Origin of the sequence: Mesorhizobium sp. B2-6-1 (assembly GCF_006440475.1) — a bacterium.
Classification (GTDB): domain Bacteria; phylum Pseudomonadota; class Alphaproteobacteria; order Rhizobiales; family Rhizobiaceae; genus Mesorhizobium.
Window position 1 is genome coordinate 536,065 of the sequence record NZ_VFUH01000001.1, and the last position, 16,177, is coordinate 552,241.

General features: G+C 64.0%; 17 protein-coding genes and 1 pseudogene. 13 read left to right on the forward strand and 5 right to left on the reverse strand.

Annotated features, from left to right (window positions below; all coding sequences use genetic code 11):
* Positions 1–99 precede the first annotated feature (99 nt).
* Positions 100–660, forward strand: a pseudogene (locus FJ443_RS02770) (N-acetyltransferase family protein); the annotation flags it as partial.
* Between the two features lie 60 nt (positions 661–720).
* On the opposite strand, the gene FJ443_RS02775 reads toward FJ443_RS02770, so the two are convergent.
* Positions 721–1,107: a DUF2794 domain-containing protein gene (locus tag FJ443_RS02775; protein WP_140514020.1), complete on the reverse strand. Its 387-nt coding sequence runs from the start codon at positions 1,105–1,107 to the stop codon at positions 721–723.
* Between the two features lie 537 nt (positions 1,108–1,644).
* Between FJ443_RS02775 and FJ443_RS02780 the strand changes: the two genes are divergently transcribed.
* From FJ443_RS02780 to FJ443_RS02805, 6 genes are all read left to right on the forward strand, one after another.
* On the forward strand, positions 1,645–2,307 hold the full coding sequence (locus FJ443_RS02780; protein WP_140662685.1) for an XRE family transcriptional regulator: 663 nt from the start codon (positions 1,645–1,647) through the stop codon (positions 2,305–2,307).
* A gap of 35 nt (positions 2,308–2,342) precedes the next feature.
* A complete protein-coding gene (locus FJ443_RS02785) occupies positions 2,343–3,413 on the forward strand; it encodes an extracellular solute-binding protein (RefSeq protein WP_181165196.1) in 1,071 nt (356 codons plus the stop codon).
* 23 nt (positions 3,414–3,436) lie between these two features.
* Complete coding sequence (locus FJ443_RS02790) at positions 3,437–4,300, forward strand: ABC transporter permease (protein ID WP_140514018.1); 864 nt, start codon at positions 3,437–3,439, stop codon at positions 4,298–4,300.
* Positions 4,300–5,097, forward strand: a complete 798-nt coding sequence (locus FJ443_RS02795; protein ID WP_140559228.1) for an ABC transporter permease — start codon at positions 4,300–4,302, stop codon at positions 5,095–5,097. The genes FJ443_RS02790 and FJ443_RS02795 overlap by 1 nt, the downstream gene beginning before the upstream one ends.
* Positions 5,094–6,206 carry an ABC transporter ATP-binding protein gene (locus FJ443_RS02800; RefSeq protein ID WP_140662687.1) on the forward strand — a complete coding sequence of 371 codons (1,113 nt, stop codon included), beginning with the start codon at positions 5,094–5,096 and terminating at the stop codon, positions 6,204–6,206. The genes FJ443_RS02795 and FJ443_RS02800 overlap by 4 nt, the downstream gene beginning before the upstream one ends.
* Positions 6,207–6,330: 124 nt before the next feature.
* Positions 6,331–7,716: an FAD-binding oxidoreductase gene (locus tag FJ443_RS02805; RefSeq protein ID WP_140554793.1), complete on the forward strand. Its 1,386-nt coding sequence runs from the start codon at positions 6,331–6,333 to the stop codon at positions 7,714–7,716.
* 91 nt (positions 7,717–7,807) lie between these two features.
* On the opposite strand, the gene FJ443_RS02810 is transcribed toward FJ443_RS02805, so the two are convergent.
* Positions 7,808–8,623, reverse strand: coding sequence for a thioredoxin family protein (locus tag FJ443_RS02810; RefSeq protein ID WP_140524602.1), 816 nt, complete (start codon positions 8,621–8,623; stop codon positions 7,808–7,810).
* A 180-nt stretch (positions 8,624–8,803) separates the two neighbouring features.
* On the opposite strand from FJ443_RS02810, the gene FJ443_RS02815 reads away from it, so the two are divergent.
* The gene (locus FJ443_RS02815) at positions 8,804–9,481 is read left to right on the forward strand and encodes a ceramidase domain-containing protein (RefSeq protein ID WP_140559230.1); all 678 of its coding nucleotides are present in this window, start codon (positions 8,804–8,806) and stop codon (positions 9,479–9,481) included.
* 34 nt (positions 9,482–9,515) lie between these two features.
* Here the strand turns inward: FJ443_RS02815 and acnA are convergent, their stop codons facing one another.
* Positions 9,516–12,206 carry an aconitate hydratase AcnA gene (gene acnA / locus FJ443_RS02820; RefSeq protein ID WP_140524606.1) on the reverse strand — a complete coding sequence of 897 codons (2,691 nt, stop codon included), beginning with the start codon at positions 12,204–12,206 and terminating at the stop codon, positions 9,516–9,518.
* A gap of 284 nt (positions 12,207–12,490) precedes the next feature.
* Here acnA and ccmA point away from each other — a divergent pair, with 284 nt between their 5' ends.
* The 5 genes from ccmA (at position 12,491) to FJ443_RS02840 (ending at position 14,845) form a co-directional block, all read left to right on the forward strand.
* Positions 12,491–13,099, forward strand: a complete 609-nt coding sequence (gene ccmA / locus FJ443_RS02825; protein ID WP_140563915.1) for a heme ABC exporter ATP-binding protein CcmA — start codon at positions 12,491–12,493, stop codon at positions 13,097–13,099.
* Between the two features lie 196 nt (positions 13,100–13,295).
* The gene (gene ccmB / locus FJ443_RS02830; protein WP_140492261.1) at positions 13,296–13,961 is read left to right on the forward strand and encodes a heme exporter protein CcmB; all 666 of its coding nucleotides are present in this window, start codon (positions 13,296–13,298) and stop codon (positions 13,959–13,961) included.
* The gene (locus tag FJ443_RS31050; RefSeq protein WP_181167271.1) at positions 13,948–14,097 is read left to right on the forward strand and encodes a hypothetical protein; all 150 of its coding nucleotides are present in this window, start codon (positions 13,948–13,950) and stop codon (positions 14,095–14,097) included. Before ccmB ends, FJ443_RS31050 begins: the two co-directional genes overlap by 14 nt.
* The gene (gene ccmD, locus FJ443_RS02835) at positions 14,094–14,267 is read left to right on the forward strand and encodes a heme exporter protein CcmD (protein WP_140492264.1); all 174 of its coding nucleotides are present in this window, start codon (positions 14,094–14,096) and stop codon (positions 14,265–14,267) included. Before FJ443_RS31050 ends, ccmD begins: the two co-directional genes overlap by 4 nt.
* Complete coding sequence (locus tag FJ443_RS02840) at positions 14,264–14,845, forward strand: DsbE family thiol:disulfide interchange protein (protein ID WP_140662690.1); 582 nt, start codon at positions 14,264–14,266, stop codon at positions 14,843–14,845. The genes ccmD and FJ443_RS02840 overlap by 4 nt, the downstream gene beginning before the upstream one ends.
* 14 nt (positions 14,846–14,859) lie before the next feature.
* Here the strand turns inward: FJ443_RS02840 and ppa are convergent, their stop codons facing one another.
* Together ppa and FJ443_RS02850 are read right to left on the reverse strand one after the other, a co-directional pair.
* Positions 14,860–15,393, reverse strand: coding sequence for an inorganic diphosphatase (gene ppa, locus FJ443_RS02845; protein ID WP_140492463.1), 534 nt, complete (start codon positions 15,391–15,393; stop codon positions 14,860–14,862).
* Positions 15,394–15,583: 190 nt separating this feature from the next.
* Positions 15,584–16,090 (reverse strand): GNAT family N-acetyltransferase, encoded by a 507-nt coding sequence (locus FJ443_RS02850; RefSeq protein ID WP_140492466.1) that lies wholly within the window; start codon positions 16,088–16,090, stop codon positions 15,584–15,586.
* Positions 16,091–16,177: the final 87 nt, after the last annotated feature.

Below are 16,177 nucleotides of genomic sequence, written 5' to 3' on the forward strand. Positions count from 1 at the left end.
TGGACCATCGGGTTTGGAAGGGGCGGCCCAACGGCCGCCCTTTTCTTTTGCGCCGACCTTTGCTGTTATTGCAGGCAGACAAAGAGGCCTGCATAAAGAATGAGCACTATCGTTATACGGGCCGCACGCGCGGCCGACCTCGACACCATTACGCAAATCTATGCCGACGCTGTGACCCGCGGCACGGCGAGCTACGAGCTGGAGCCGCCAGGTCGCGCCGAAATGGGCACGCGATTCGACACGCTCCAGGCCGGCGGCTTCCCTTACCTTGTGGCGGAAAAGGATGGCGCCGTGCTCGGCTATGCCTATGCCGGTCCCTTCCGGCCGCGCCCGGCCTATCGCTTTGTCGTCGAGGACTCCGTCTATGTCGCGCCTGATGCCAAGGGCCAGGGTGTCGGCCTCAAACTGATGCAAAGCCTGATCGCGGCCGCCGAGGCTGCGGGCTTTTGCCAGATCGTCGCGGTGATCGGCGATGGCCATCCCGACAGCGCTTCCGTCAAGCTGCACGAAAAGCTCGGCTTTCGTCATTCCGGCCGCCTCGAAGGCTCCGGCTACAAGCACGGCCGCTGGCTGGACACGGTGTTCATGCAACTGGCGCTGAACGGCGGGGCATCCGCCCCGCCCGATCCGGAATCATTGCCGGAGCGGAAATTCCGTCAAGAAAGTAATGGCTTAGATGAGCCCAAGACTGAGGCCAACCGAAGCAATTGCGCCGCTGTTTCAGGCCTCGACCAGCTTCAACTTGCTGTCGAAGACGCCGAGCACACGGCCAAGCTCCTGCCCGCGCTTGAGGATACGGCCGCCCGCGGCGATGACGGCGAAGGCGCCTTGTTTGCGTGCCAGTTTCGGGTCCTTGACGATCTGGAACAGCGGCACCTCGCTGGCCCGGCGGAACACTGAAAACACGGCCCTGTCGGTGAGATGATCGATAGCGTAGTCGCGCCATTCATTGGCGGCGACCATGCGCCCGTAGAGTTTCAGGATCTGGTCCAGTTCGCGCCGCTCGAAGCGCACCGGCTGGTCGAGGCGCGCACGGCGTGCCTCGTGGAGCGGGATCAGTATCGCGGATGCGTCGCCATCCTCCGTCCCGCCGCCGTGATCGGTCATGCCTCGATCCTTCAAAAATGAATCTTTGCCAACCAAAGTTGGCGCTTTCGCCATCGAATTGCAAGTGCCGGCGAAGCGGTGCGGACCCGCGCCATTTCCGTCGCGTCCAGTCACGTTTGCAAACGACATGTTGGAATTGGTGATGCTCCGCCACATTCTCGCCATTTTTTATCCGCGCTCATGCCCCAATGTCCGACGAATTTACCGGCGTTGCCTGAGACGGTTCGGTCCGGCACCGGCTCGTAAACCCCAAGCCCCCCGCCCACGGGTCTGCGTCGGATCGAACCAACCTCGGTTTTTCCTCGGAAAGACCGGGTGCGACGATCCCAAAACCTAAATGACCGACGTCAGAAGCAAGCTGACGTCGGTTTTTTCATGCCTGGATCGCCGCTAATGCGGATTTCCCGCCGTATGGACGGTTTTCAGCCCGATCCGGTGCGACCGGCAGGATCGATGGGCGCCGAAATCTTGGCATGCCGTCCGCGCTTGCCAACGCCATCACCACTTAATAAGGTGTTAAGTGAAACGGGAGCGGCAATGCCACGCGTATCGGACTCCACGGTGAAAGAGGTGAATGGCACGGTCGCGGCCACCCCTGAGGCCGGCGGCGTCGGTCCCCGCATCAAGGCGCTGCGCATGGCAAGGCGCGTCTCGCTGCGCCGGTTGGCCGACATGACCGGCACGACGGCGAGCTTCATCAGCCAGCTCGAGCGCAATCTGTGCGGCGCCAACACAGGCACGCTGCTCAGGATCGCCGCCGCTCTCGATCTCGGCATCAACGACCTGTTCGAGGGCAGCAGCCGTCCGTTGCACAAGGTGCTGAGGCGCAAGGAACGGCCTGTCGTTCCCGTCGGCGTGCGAGGCCGCAAGATGCTTTTGTCGCGGCGGCCGATCCATCAGTTCGAGGTTTATGCGGGGCATTTCGAGGTCGGCGGCTCGACCGGCGACGACGCCTATGTGCATGGCGGCGAGCATGAGATGTTCATGGTGCTCAAGGGAACCGTCGAACTGACGCTTGCCGACGAGCGCCATCTGATGCGCGAAGGCGACAGCGTCGAATACGCGACTTCGGTGCCGCACCGCACGGTCAATGTCGGCGACACACCGGCGGAGGTGCTCTGGATCATCGCGCCGCCGACCGCAGGCGCGCTGGAACTCGATCAGTACAGGCCCGGAAACCGCTCGCATCCGGGTGAATGAGAACAAATGCGAGCTCTGGAATGGGAGAGTTGAACATGAGAGTGAAATTTGCACATGCGGCGTGCCTGGGCGTGCTTCTGGCGGCGACGGCCGCGCTCGCGCAATCGAAGCCGGTTGCCGGAGAGGTGGCCGAAGGCTCGCTGAAGGGCAAGACGCTGACTTTCGTGTCCTATGGCGGCATCTACCAGGATGGCCAGGCGGCGGCGCTCAAGGAGTTCGTCGACAAGTCGGGCGTCAAGCTGCTCAATGACGGCCCAACCGAGATCGCCAAGCTGCAGGCGCAGGTCGAGTCCGGCAATGTGACATGGGACGTTGTCGATACCGACGATCTGCCGCCCTATGTCTATTGCGGCAAACTGTTCCAGAAGCTGGACTTCACCAAACTCGACGTCTCGAAAATTCCCGAGGGCCAGGTCGGCGAGTGCTCGGTGCCGGCGATGAACTACGGCGTCGTGCTGATGTACAACACCGAAAAGTACAAGGACAATCCGCCCAAGAGCTGGGCCGACTTCTTCGACACGCAGAAATTCCCCGGCGTGCGCGGAATCGACGGCTCCGGCAGCCCGACCGGTGGCTTGCTGGAACAGGCGTTCAAGGTTGCCGGCGGGGACCCCAAGGCGATGACGGTGGCCGATATCGACAAGGCCATCGATGTGGTTCGCAAGCTCGGCCCCGATACCATCTTCTGGAAGACGGGTGCAGAATCGCAGCAACTCGCCGAATCCGGCGAGGCCGACATGCTGATGATGTGGACAGGCCGCGCCATGACCGCGGTCAAGAACGGCGCCAAATACGCACCGGCCTGGCAGGACTGGCTGGTGGTGATGGATCAGATGACGATCCCCGTCGGCGCCAAGGACACCGAGGCATCCTACGCGCTGCTCAACGCCTATCTTGGCAAGCACGCGCAGGAGGTGTTGACGGAGCAAACGTCTTACACGCCGATCAACAGTGAAGCGCAGCCCAAGGTCGACGCTTCCGTCTCCGCTTTCCTGACCAACACGCCCGAACGCCAGAAGCAGGGCTACAAGCAGAACTTCAAGTTCTGGGTCCCGAACTTCGCGGTGGCGCAGGAGAAGTGGTCCGCGCTGATGTCCGGCAACTGACCGGCTGAGGGAGACCAAAAGCCGTGAGCGCGTCCCAGCCAACCATTCCGGCCGCCGAAAGGCGCCGGGCATGGCGGCCGTTCGCGCTCGCGCTGCCGGCGCTGGTCCTGCTCTTCGCGGTGATTGGCTATCCGCTGCTCACCATCGTCGTGCGCAGCCTGTCGGAGCCGCAGTGGGGCCTACAGAACTATATCTGGTTCTTCGGCGCGCCCATCAACCTAGCCGTGCTCCGGCGGACCTTCCTCATTTCAGCATGGGTCACGCTGGTCTGCGTGGTTTGCGCCTATCCCTATGCCTATCTGATGACCGCGGTCCGACCACGCGTGCGCTTGGTGCTGCTGCTATGTGTGCTGATCCCGTTTTGGGTGAGCGGCGTGGTACGCACTTTGTCCTGGGTGATACTGCTGCAGGATTCGGGGGTCATCAACTCGATCCTGCGGGCGCTCGGGTTCGGCGGCATCAGGCTGATCCGCACCCAGACGGGCGTGGTCATCGGCATGGCGCAGGTGCTTTTGCCTTTCATGATCCTGCCGCTCTATTCGGTCATGAAAGGCATCGATCTCAGGCTGATGCAAGCCGCGCGGAGCCTCGGGGCGAGACCCTCGCGCGCGTTCCTCACGGTGTATCTGCCGCTGTCGCTGCCTGGCGTCTATGCCGGTGCGATCATCGTCTTCATCCTGGCGCTCGGCTTCTACATCACGCCGGCCCTGCTCGGCGGACCGCGCTCGACGATGCTGTCGACGCTGGTGCAGACACAGGTGCTCAGCCTCCTGCAATGGGGCAGGGGCGGGGCCATGGGCGTGGTGCTGCTCGTCACGACCTTCGTGCTGCTGGCGCTTGCCGCGCCCGTGATGCGGTCCAGCCATCGGCAAGCGGGGCGGCCCTGATGGAGATGAAGCCGCTTACCCGCCTCATGCTGGGCCTTGTCTGCCTGCTGGTAGCCATATGGTTGGTGGCACCGACGCTCGTCGTGGTGCCGATGTCATTCAACGAGAACAAATCGCTGGCATTTCCACCCCAGGGCTTCTCCTGGCAATGGTACGAAAATTTCGTCACCAATCCGGATTGGTCGACCAGCTTCCTCAATTCGCTGAAGGTCGCATCGATCGTTGCGGTTCTGGCAACCGTGCTCGGCACCCTTGCCGCCTTCGGCCTCGACCGCATGCAGGCGCGGCCGGCAAATCTCCTGCGCATGCTGATGCTGACGCCGATGGTGGTGCCGGGCGTGGTCCTGGCCATCGGCATCTACGCCGTCTATCTCGACACGCGGCTTGTCGGCACACTGCTCGGCTTCGTTCTGGCCCACACCATCCTTGCGCTGCCTTTCGTGTTGATCGCCGTTTCGGCCAATCTCGAAGTGTTCGACAAGCGGCTGGAGACAGCCGCGGCGAGCCTGGGCGCAGGTTCGCTCACCACGTTCCGCACGGTGACGCTGCCGCTGATTGCCCCCGGGGTACTGTCAGGCCTGCTGTTCGCCTTCGCCACCTCCTTCGACGAGATCGTCGTGTCGCTGTTCATCACCAATCCCTATCTCAAGACGTTGCCGGTGCAGATCTTCGCTTCCATCACGCGCGACGCCGACCCGACGGTCGCGGCCGTCGGCACGATCCTCTTATGCGCAACGACACTGCTGATCGGCGGCGGCATGCTGCTTCTTGGCCGTGAGCGGAAGGGAGGCTTATGAATCGGAAAGCGGAAAATCGCGGTGCGGCGATCGACCTGGAGTCGGTAAGCAAGGCCTATGGTTCCTTCAAGGCGCTCGACGGCGTGTCGCTGCGAATCGAGCCGGGTGAATTCATGACGCTGTTGGGCCCGAGCGGCTCAGGCAAGACGACGACGCTGAACGTGATCGCCGGCTTTACCGACCTGACCAGCGGCAAGCTGCTGGTCGGGGAAAAGAGCGTGGTCGGCGTGCCGGCGCACAAGCGCAACATCGGCGTGGTCTTCCAGCATTATGCACTGTTCCCGCACATGACGGTCGGCCGCAATGTCGCCTATCCGCTGAAGCTGCGCGGCGTCACCGGGGCAGAACGCGAACGCCGTGTCCGCCACGCGCTCGACATGGTCAAGATGGCCGATTTCGGCCATCGCTTTCCAAGCGAGCTTTCGGGCGGCCAGCAGCAGCGCGTGGCGCTGGCCCGCGCCATCGTCTTCGATCCGCCGCTGCTGCTGATGGACGAGCCGCTCGGCGCGCTGGACAAGAAACTGCGCGAATGGCTGCAGCTCGAGATCAAGCGCATCCACCGCGAACTCGGCACCACCTTCGTCTATGTGACGCACGACCAGGAGGAGGCGCTGGTGCTCTCCGACCGCATCGCCGTGTTCAACCGCGGCGGTATCGAGCAGATCGGCACCGGCCGCGAACTCTACGACGAGCCGGCGACGCTTTTCGTCGGCAAGTTCATTGGCGATTCTACCGTGCTGCGCGGCCCCGCCGCCACTTCCGGCAAGGAGACGGCGATCGAGATATCAGGCCAGAGAGTGGCGACCGCCAAGCGTCTCGCCAATGGCGGCAAGCCGGTGATGCTGCTGCGTCCCGAAAAGCTGGCGCTTGCGCGTCGCGGCGGCGGCGGGGATGGCCGCAACCGGCTCGCCGGGCGTATCGGCGAGGCCATCTATCTCGGCTCCGGCTCCAAATACGAGGTGGAGCTCGCCGACGGCTCGAAAGCCATCGTGCGATCGACGCTCGAGGCGGACACCTTTGCCATTGGAGACGAGGTCGACGTGCTCTTCGCCGGCGGCGACGTGAAGCTGCTCGCCGATGACGACAAGGCCGACCTGACGCTTACCTGAAACAGAGCGACCTCGCCGTTCCATGGAAAACGACGGGGCCGCCTCCTCTCTTGGTTTTGAACGCAGTTCCGGACGGGAAACCGCTCCACACTTTTCTGGAATCGCACGGAGAACGGATCACAAGATGCAAGCCCAGCGCAATGGCGACGTGTCGTTCTGGTATGCCGACATAGGCGGCCCGCCGGCCAGCCGCCCGCCCCTGCCCGGCGACATCGAGGCCGATGTCTGCATCGTCGGCGCCGGCTATACCGGACTGTGGACGGCCTACTATCTGAAGAAGGCGGAGCCCGCGTTGCGCATCGCCATCGTCGAAAAGGAGTTCGCCGGCTTCGGTGCCTCGGGCCGCAATGGCGGATGGCTGTCCGGCGGCTTCAGCTGGTCGCGCGAGAAATATGCAAAAACCTCCTCGCGCGGGGCGGTGATCGACATGCAGCGCGCCATGTCCGGCACGGTCGACGAGGTGATCGCGATTGCCGCTGCCGAAGGGATCGACGCCGACATCCGCCGCGTCGACAACATCACCGTCGCCACCAACGCCGCGCAGCTTGAGCGCGCCAAAGCCGAGTACGAAGAGGCCCGGCACTGGGAAATGCCGCCGGAGCGGTTGGCCTTCCTCGGTGCGCAGGAAGCGCGCGAGCGCATCGCCATCGACAATGTATTGGGCGCCTTCGTCGTGCGCGACGTCGCGCGCGTGCAGCCGGCCAAGCTGGTGCAGGGTCTGGCGGCGGCGGTCGCGCGGCTCGGCGTTCCGATCTACGAGCAGACGCAGGTGCTGGCGCTCGAGAAGGGCAAGGTCACCACCGACCGCGGCGTCGTGCGCGCCGAAAAGATCGTGCGCGCCACCGAGGGCTTCACCGCCGGCATTGCCGGCTACGAGCGTCTCTGGCTGCCGCTGAACAGCGCCATCGTGGTGACCGAGAAGCTGCCGCAGAAGCTCTGGGACGAAATCGGCTGGAGCGGCTACGAGGTGCTGGGCGATGCCGCGCATACCTACTGCTATGCGCAGCGCACGCGGGAAGGCCGGATCGCCATGGGCGGCCGGGGCGTGCCCTACCGCTTCGGATCGCGCACCGACACGCGCGGCAAGACACAACAGGCGACCATCGACCAGCTGCACGAGATCCTGACCAGGCTGCTGCCGCAGACCAAAGGCGTGCGGCTCGACCATGCCTGGTGCGGCACGCTCGGCGTGCCGCGCGACTGGTGCACGACGTGCGGCTTCGATCGCGAAAGCGGCATGGGCTGGGCCGGCGGCTATGTCGGGCTCGGCGTTTCCAGTTCGAACCTGTCCGGCCGCACCTTGCGCGACCTGGTGCTCGGACACGACACGGAGCTGACCCGGTTGCCTTGGGTCAACCGCACGGTGAAGAAATGGGAGCCGGAGCCGCTGCGCTGGCTCGGCGTCCACGCCATGTACCAGCTCTACCGCATCGCCGACCGGCGGGAGGCAAACGGCCTGGGGCGGACGTCGCGCCTCGCCGCTTTCGCTGATCGCCTGACCGGCCATTGAGGCAGGTCACTCAAACGCGATTCCGTTTGGCCGACAGGCATGAATGGAGACCGACAGCGCGTCGCATCATTTCCGTTTTCGGCGGCGCGCTTCAGAGCCTTCGATCGAACGGCGCATCGGAACCGGGGCGGTGAATGAAGGCGGCGCCCAGGATGGGCCCTGGCAGGCCGTCCTTGCCGACGGACTGCAAAAGCACGGCGCAGCCGCCCTTCTTGGAAATCTCACTCATCGGCAATTCGTAGCGCTGCGCCTTGCCGTGCCAGATGCCCGCTGTCTGGATGCCGGTCACCGCGTTCCAATAGGTCATCTTGCGGCCCGTGTTCTCGCCCTGGCCGATCGTCACCGTCTGCGGCGGCTCGAAATAGACGATGACGACATGGGCATCGCTGGGACCGGTCCCGCCATCGCCGGTATCGATCATGACGCGGTCGCTGGTCCGGCTGACCTTGATGGCGACCCGCATGTCTTCGCCGATCCTTGCCATGCGGGCGAGTTGGCCATCGACCTCGCCGCGATTGGCGCCGTTGACATGGACCCGGCCGTTGATGACCGCCTGCGGCGTATAGACTGAGCGGTTGCCGAAGGCCCGCATATACTCATATTGCCGCTCGGTGTTTTCCTTGCTGCTCAGCGTGTCCCGCCAGCCGAGATAATCCCAGTAGCCGACGTGATAGGAGAGCGCGACGAGATCCTGCCTGGCGGCAAGTTCGGAGAAGAAGGCGTCGGCAGGCGGACAGGAACTGCAGCCTTGGCTGGTGAACAGCTCGACCACGCCCACGGGCCTGTCGCCCTGGGGCTTGTCGGCCGGGAGCCTGCCGGACTCGCCGGCGTGCCCAGCACCGGCAAACGCCGAAAAGGCCAGCGCGAACGCTGCCAGCCACAATGATCTACGCGAGGCCATGACCATTCCAATTCCCGCCGGTGATGCCGGCTTTGTTTTGATTGGCTGAAATATGTGGCAGAACCGGAAGTCAACGGGAAGTCACGTTGCGGTGAAATTTTGCCATTGCAAGCCTGGGTAGGGCGGCAATATGAGAAGCCCACTGCATTTCAACCGGCGGTTCGATTCGGGGGCGGGATCATCATCATGTGGCAAAGTTTCCTGGCTCCAGTCGATCTTTATTGCGAGCGAACGGGTCCTGAACTTTGGGCCGAGCCGGTGAATGCTTTGACCAACCTGGCTTTCATTGCCGCGGGACTATGGGGCGTCCGCGAAGTGCGGCGATGCAGGACCGGCATTTTCGCCGAGGTCCTGGCCTGGTGGGTGGTGGCGATCGGCGTCGGCTCGACGATCTTTCACATCTTCGCCACCAAGGGAACGGTCTGGGCCGACGTGGTGCCGATCGCCGGCTTCACGCTGGCCTACACGCTGTTCAACCTGCGCCGCTTCCTGCGCCTGGAATGGGGCAAGGCGATCGCGATCTTCGTCGTTTTCTATGCCGTTGTCGGAGCGATAACTCTGGCCGTGCCGGATTGGCTGCGCCAGGCGTCGAACGGCACCACAGGCTACCTGCCGCCGTTCCTGGCGCTCGCCTTCTTCGGTGTCTGGGTGACGGCCAGCGGCAATCGCGCCGGCTGGTATAATCTGGCCGGATCGGCGATCTTCGTGCTGTCGGTCATCTGCCGCATGGTCGATCCGCTGGTCTGCACCAGCTTCCCGCTCGGCACGCACTTCCTCTGGCACCTGCTCAACGGGCTGATGCTGGGCGTGCTGCTGGCCGCCGCGGCGCGCTACGGCGCGCCACAGCGAGGCAGTAGGCAGTAGGTCCTATTACTGCCTAAGCCCTACTCCCTTGCCGCTACGCGGCAAGATCGCGCAACACGTACTGCAAAATGCCGCCGTTCTTGAAGTAGTCGAGTTCGTCAAGCGTATCGATGCGGCAAATGATCGGCACCTTCTTCACCGTGCCGTCGCCATAGGTGATCCTGGCTTCCATCTTCTGGCGCGGCTTGAGGGCGTCCAGGCCGTCGATCTCGACCAGCTCATCCCCTTTCAGGTTGAGCGAAGCCCATGAGGTGCCTTCCTCGAAGACGAAGGGGATGACGCCCATGCCGACCAGGTTGGAGCGGTGGATGCGCTCGAAGGACTGGGCGATGACCGCGCGGACACCAAGGAGATTCGTTCCCTTGGCCGCCCAGTCGCGCGACGAGCCGTTGCCGTATTCGACGCCGGCGAAGATGACCAGCGGCACGCCTTCCTTCTTGTATTGCATCGCCGCGTCGTAGATCGATTCCTCTTCCTTCGACGGGTAATGGATGGTGTAGCCGCCTTCCCTGCCGTTCTCGCCCAGCATGTGGTTGCGGATGCGGATGTTGGCGAAGGTGCCGCGCATCATCACCTCATGGTTGCCGCGGCGCGTGCCGTACTGGTTGAAGTCGGCAACGCCGACGCCATGCTCGGTAAGGTATTTGCCGGCCGGCGAGGCGGCCTTGATCGAGCCCGCTGGCGAAATGTGGTCGGTGGTGATCTTGTCGCCGAACAACCCCAGCACGCGGGCGCCCTTGATGTCGCCGATCTTGCCGAAGCCCGTGGTCATGCCGGCGAAATAGGGCGGGTTCTGCACATAGGTGGAATTGTCGTCCCAGGCATAGGTCTGGCCTTCCGGCGCCTTGACGTTCTGCCAGTTCTCATCGCCCTTGAAGACGTCGGCATATTTGCGGGCGAACAGCTCGCGCGTCACGTTCTTCTCGATGAATTCCTGGATTTCCGCCGAGCTCGGCCAGATATCCTTGAGGTAGACCGGCTTGCCGTTCCTGTCCTCGCCGAGCGGCTCGGTAGTCAAGTCTTTCGTCACCGTGCCGGCCAGCGCGTGCGCCACGACCAGCGGCGGCGAGGCGAGATAGTTGGCCTGCACGTCGGGCGAGACACGGCCCTCGAAGTTGCGGTTGCCGGAAAGCACCGCGGCGGCAATCAAACCCTTATCGTTGATGGTCTTGGAGATCGGCGCCGGCAGCGGGCCGGAATTGCCGATGCAGGTGGTGCAGCCGAAGCCGACCAGGTTGAAGCCGATCTGGTCGAGCTCCTTCTGCAGGCCGGATTTCTCGAGATATTCGGCGACCACCTGGCTGCCTGGCGCCAACGAGGTCTTCACCCAGGGCTTCTGCTTGAGGCCGAGGCGATTGGCGTTGCGGGCGAGCAGGCCGGCGCCGATCAGCACGCTCGGGTTCGAGGTGTTGGTGCAGGAGGTGATGGCGGCGATGACGACGTCGCCATGGCCGAGATCATGGCCGGTGCCTTCGACGGCGTAACGCTTCGAGATTTCAGCCGCCTTCTTGTATTCGGTGTCCATAGCCTTGACGAAGCCGGCCGGGATGCCTTCCAGCGCGACGCGGCCCTCTGGGCGCTTCGGGCCGGCCATCGACGGCACGACGTCGCCGAGATCGAGCTCCAGCAAGTCGGTGAAGACCGGGTCGGCGGAGCCTGCGTCACGCCACATGCCTTGCGCCTTGGAGTAGGCTTCGACCAGCGCGATGCGGCTTTCCTCGCGGCCCGACATTGTGAGATAGCGGATGGTCTCGCTATCGACCGGGAAGAAGCCGCAGGTGGCGCCATATTCAGGCGCCATATTGCCGATGGTGGCGCGGTCGGCCAGCGTCATGTTGGAGAGACCGGGGCCGAAGAATTCGACGAACTTGCCGACGACGCCCTTCTTGCGCAGCATCTGGGTGACGGTGAGCACGAGGTCGGTGGCGGTGACGCCCTCCTTCAGCTTGCCGGTGAGGCGGAAGCCGATGACCTCGGGCAAAAGCATGGAGACGGGCTGGCCGAGCATGGCCGCCTCGGCTTCGATGCCGCCGACGCCCCAGCCGAGTACGCCGAGGCCGTTGATCATGGTGGTGTGCGAATCGGTACCGACGCAGGTGTCGGGATAGGCTGATGTTTCGCCGTCCTCGGTGTTGGTCCACACCACCTGGCCGAGATATTCGAGGTTGACCTGATGGCAGATGCCGGTACCGGGTGGCACGACGCGGAAATTGCGGAACGCCTGCTGGCCCCATTTCAGGAACTTGTAGCGTTCCTCGTTGCGCTCATATTCGAGCTCGACATTGCGCGCGAAGGCCATCGGCGAGCCGAACTCGTCGACAATGACGGAATGGTCGATGACGAGGTCGACCGGCACCAGCGGGTTGATCTTTTGCGGGTCGCCGCCGAGCGAGGCCATGGCGTCGCGCATCGCCGCCAGGTCGACCACCGCCGGAACGCCGGTGAAATCCTGCATCAGGACGCGGGCAGGGCGATAGGCAATCTCGACGCCGGCCGTCCCCTTGTCGGTCAGCCAGCCGGCGACGGCCTTGATCGAGTCCTTGGTGACGGAGCGGCCGTCCTCGTTGCGCAGAAGGTTCTCCAGCAGAACCTTCATCGAATAAGGCAATTGGGCGATGCCGGTGAGCCCGTTCTTCTCGGCCTCGACGAGGTCGAAATAGGTATATTCGGCGTCGCCCGCTTTCAGCGTGCGGCGGCAATTGAAACTGTCGAGGGATTTTGACACGTGCGATCCGTCCTTGTCTGTTCAGCCTGAAAGGGAACGGACGCCGATGGCATGCAATCACGCGCAAAGGTGCGGGTACGGCCATTTCCGCTGTCCGCTCCCAAGCAACCCGAGCCGTTCAAGGCGGCGCGTGCGCTGGTTCGGCGCTAGTTCTGTTCCCGCGCCGACCGCTGGCACGGATGCACCGCATATAGAGAATTTTCTGGAATAGTTCTAGACAGTTAAAAAGCAAATTTGTGCGATGCGGCAGGGGCCGAGGCGGATTGTTTCAGGGCGGGCGAGGGATGCGGCTTATCGCCGAAAATCTGGGCGGCGAACGCGGCGGCGAGACGGTGTTTTCGGGCATTGGGTTTGAGCTCGATCAAGGCCAGGCGCTTGTCGTCACCGGGCCGAACGGATCAGGCAAATCGACCTTGCTCAGGATCGTCGCCGGACTGCTGCCGAAGGCTGAAGGCAATTTGCTGATCGAGGGCGGCGGCGATGAATTTCCGTCGATCGCTTCGGCCTGCCACTATCTCGGCCATCAGAACGCAATGAAAACGGCGCTCAGCGTGACGGAAAACCTGCGCTTCTGGCGCGACTTCAACGGCGGTGGATCCTTCGGCGTCGAGGAGGCGCTGGAGACGGTCGGACTGGGCGGCATCGGCCATCTGCCGTTCGGCTATCTCTCGACCGGGCAAAGACGACGCGCGGCGATCGCGAAACTGCTGGTCAGCCACCGACCGATCTGGCTGCTCGACGAGCCGACGGCGGGTCTGGACAAGGATTCGGAGGCGCGATTCGCGGGATTGATGAGGGGGCATTGTTCCGAGGGCGGGATGATCGTCGCGGCAACGCATCTGCCGCTCGGGATCGAGGGAGCGCAGACGTTGAGGATGGGGCAGGCCTTTTGATGACGGCACTCTACGGCGCCCCCCTCTGTCCTGCCGGACATCTCCCCCTCGAGGGGGGAGATCGGCTGCCAGCTTGGCTTTCGCCAATTACAACGGTTGAAAGATTGGCGCGCCACCGAAGCTGCCAATCTCCCCCCTCGAGGGGGAGATGTCCGGCAGGACAGAGGGGGGCGCTCAAGCGCGAGTATCTCATATCATGCTAGCCCTCCTCCTCCGCGATATCCGCCTTTCGATTCGGGCCGGCGGCGGGGCGCTGACGGGCGTGATCTTCTTCCTCGCCGTGATCGCCACCATTCCCTTCGGCGTCGGGCCGGACCTGAGACTGCTAGCCCGCATCGGCCCGGCGATCCTGTGGATCGGAGCACTGCTCTCTTGCTTGCTCGGCCTCGACCGGTTGTTCCAGGCCGACCGCGAGGACGGCTCGCTCGATCTCCTGGTGCTTGGCAACGACCGCCACATGCTGGCGCTGACGGTGCTCACCAAATGCCTGGCCCATTGGGCGGGCAGCGTGCTGCCGCTGGTGGTCGCCGCGCCCCTGCTCGGCCTGTTCATGAACATGGAGCCGGTCGCCATCGGCGCCACGGCGCTTACGCTGCTGGTCGGCACGCCGGCGATCACTTTCATCGGCGCCGTCGGCGCGGCGGTGGCGGTGGCGCTGCCGCGCGGCGGACTCCTGATCTCGGTGCTGGTGCTGCCGCTGACCATCCCGGTGCTGATCTTCGGGGTTTCGGCGAGTTACGGCGCGACGGCCAATCCCGATCCGTTCCTGCAGCCTTTCCTCATTCTTGCCGCGCTGACGTTGTTTCTTGCCGTGCTCGGACCGCTGGCGGCGGCGCTGGCGCTGCGCCATGGCACGGATTGAGGCGGCCACGACCGGCAGGGGCTGCGGCGCGGCGGCCAATTGCGCGGTCACCGGCGCGGGGCTAAGGGAAGGCATGATCGAGCACGGCGGAAGGATCGAATTGGCGGGCGGCATGCCGACGAGGCAGCCGGCATGAGCCCGCATGCGCTCTACGTCACCGCCGCCTATGCCGTCACGGCGATTGCGCTGGCCGGGCTGATCGGCTGGATCCTGCTCGATCAACGGGCCCGCAAGCGCGAACTGGCCGAACTCGAGGCGGCGGGCGTGCGCCGACGCTCCGACAAGGGCGGGGAGCGCGTGTCATGAGCACGGATATGCCAACGCCGGCGCCGGCCCGGCGCCGCCTGTTCGTGCTGTTGCCGCTGCTGGTCTTCCTCGGGCTGGCGGGGCTGTTCCTGGCGCAGCTCCTGTCGGGGCGCGACACTTCGGAGGTGCCGTCGGCGCTGATCGGCCTGCCGGCGCCGCCGACCAACCTGCCGCCGCTGGACGGCACGAACCTGCCGGGGCTGGATTCGAAATCGTTCGCCGGCAAGGTGACGCTGGTCAACGTCTTCGCCTCATGGTGCGCGCCTTGCCGCGAAGAGCACCCGGTGCTTTTGGGGCTGGCGCAGGACAGGCGCTTCACCATGGCGGCTCTGAACTACAAGGACCGGCCGGAAAACGCCCGCCGGTTCCTCGGCGATCTCGGCAATCCGTTCCAGGCGATCGGCGTCGACGAGGCCGGCCGCACGGCGATCGACTGGGGCGTCTATGGCGTGCCGGAAACCTTCGTCATCGGCAAGGACGGCAAAATAGCCTACAAGCATGTCGGGCCGCTGACGGCCGAGACGGCTCAGACGCTGCTGTTGCCGCAGATCGGGAAGGCGCTGGCCGCGCCGAACTGAGGTGACCGGCCGGCCTACTTGCTTGCCTTGGCCCGCTCGATCGCGTCGACGATCATTTTCTTGGCATATTTGGAATCGTGCCAGCCCTCGATCTTGACCCATTTGCCGGGTTCGAGATCCTTGTAGTGCTCGAAGAAGTGCTGCACCTGATCGCGGGTGATCTCGGGCAGCTGCGTGTATTCGGTGACGTTCTCGTAACGCAGCGTCAGCTTCGGCGACGGCACGGCGATGACCTTCTCGTCCTGGCCGGCATTGTCTTCCATGATCAGCACGCCGATCGGCCGCACATTGATGACGCAGCCGGGCACCAGCGCGCGCGTGTTGCAGACCAGCACGTCGATCGGATCGCCGTCGCCAGACAGCGTGTGCGGAACGAAGCCGTAATTGCCGGGATAGCGCATCGAGGTGTGCAGGAAACGGTCGACGAACAGCGTGCCGGCCTCCTTGTCCATCTCGTATTTGATCGGCTCGCCGCCGATCGGCACCTCGATGATGACGTTGACGTCCTCGGGCGGATTCTTTCCGGTGGCGATGGCTTCAATACGCATGACTTATCCCTCTCTCGATTGGCAGACCGATAGCGGGCGGCGCAAAATGGTGCAATGTGGCGAATGGTGCTCAAGAACGCCCAGCAAGACGCAATGGCATTCAATGCGTTCAATCATTAGCAGAAGATGTTTCAGTGTCGTGATTGCGTAGGTTGCGCTTCGCGCCGCTTACGCGATCGTTCCTCGCCGGTCATTCCCAGACGAAAGCAACCTTCTTCAGCGCCTTCTGCTCGAATATCTCGACGCCTTCGGCGATATCGCGGCCGCCGGCGCCGGAATAGAAGGCGAGCGCGTTCTGATTGTCTTCCAGCGCCCACACCACCGTGCCCTTCAATCCGTGGTCGGCAAGCCGCGCCCGTGCCGCCTTGAAAAGCCGGCTGCCGAGCCCGATGCCCTGATATTCCGGCCGAAGGTACAATTCATAGATCTCGCCCTGCTGCTTGAGTTCGCGGGCCCGGTTCTTGCCGATCGTGGCGTAGCCGGCAACCGTGCCGCCAATCTCGATCACCAGGACGGTGGCGGCGCGACGGATGGCATTGGCCCACCAGTCGGCGCCGCGACGGTTGATCATCGATGTCAGGGTGCGGTGCGGGATGATGCCGCTATAGGCGCCGCGCCAAGCCTGCAAATGCACGTCGGCGATCGCCGCGGCGTCGCGCGATTCGGCTTTGCGGATATCGATGCTCAGCGTATTCATGATTTGTTAACCATAAACCCGCATCGCTCGAATGCAAGAGTCCGGGCAGTCCGGAGGACGCTTTCTCACAGGCCGTCATCGCCTGCG

Excerpts from the sequence above, each read along its gene's own strand:
- FJ443_RS02780 (WP_140662685.1), top strand. The coding sequence starts at position 1,645 with ATGCCACGCGTATCGGACTCCACGGTGAAAGAGGTGAATGGCACGGTC.
- FJ443_RS02840 (WP_140662690.1), top strand. The coding sequence starts at position 14,264 with ATGAGCACGGATATGCCAACGCCGGCGCCGGCCCGGCGCCGCCTGTTC.
- ccmB (WP_140492261.1), top strand. The coding sequence starts at position 13,296 with ATGCTAGCCCTCCTCCTCCGCGATATCCGCCTTTCGATTCGGGCCGGC.
- FJ443_RS02775 (WP_140514020.1), bottom strand. The coding sequence starts at position 1,107 with ATGACCGATCACGGCGGCGGGACGGAGGATGGCGACGCATCCGCGATA.
- ppa (WP_140492463.1), bottom strand. The coding sequence starts at position 15,393 with ATGCGTATTGAAGCCATCGCCACCGGAAAGAATCCGCCCGAGGACGTC.
- FJ443_RS31050 (WP_181167271.1), top strand. The coding sequence starts at position 13,948 with ATGGCACGGATTGAGGCGGCCACGACCGGCAGGGGCTGCGGCGCGGCG.
- FJ443_RS02800 (WP_140662687.1), top strand. The coding sequence starts at position 5,094 with ATGAATCGGAAAGCGGAAAATCGCGGTGCGGCGATCGACCTGGAGTCG.
- FJ443_RS02815 (WP_140559230.1), top strand. The coding sequence starts at position 8,804 with ATGTGGCAAAGTTTCCTGGCTCCAGTCGATCTTTATTGCGAGCGAACG.
- FJ443_RS02805 (WP_140554793.1), top strand. The coding sequence starts at position 6,331 with ATGCAAGCCCAGCGCAATGGCGACGTGTCGTTCTGGTATGCCGACATA.
- ccmA (WP_140563915.1), top strand. The coding sequence starts at position 12,491 with ATGCGGCTTATCGCCGAAAATCTGGGCGGCGAACGCGGCGGCGAGACG.
- FJ443_RS02810 (WP_140524602.1), bottom strand. The coding sequence starts at position 8,623 with ATGGTCATGGCCTCGCGTAGATCATTGTGGCTGGCAGCGTTCGCGCTG.
- FJ443_RS02795 (WP_140559228.1), top strand. The coding sequence starts at position 4,300 with ATGGAGATGAAGCCGCTTACCCGCCTCATGCTGGGCCTTGTCTGCCTG.
- FJ443_RS02785 (WP_181165196.1), top strand. The coding sequence starts at position 2,343 with ATGAGAGTGAAATTTGCACATGCGGCGTGCCTGGGCGTGCTTCTGGCG.
- ccmD (WP_140492264.1), top strand. The coding sequence starts at position 14,094 with ATGAGCCCGCATGCGCTCTACGTCACCGCCGCCTATGCCGTCACGGCG.
- FJ443_RS02850 (WP_140492466.1), bottom strand. The coding sequence starts at position 16,090 with ATGAATACGCTGAGCATCGATATCCGCAAAGCCGAATCGCGCGACGCC.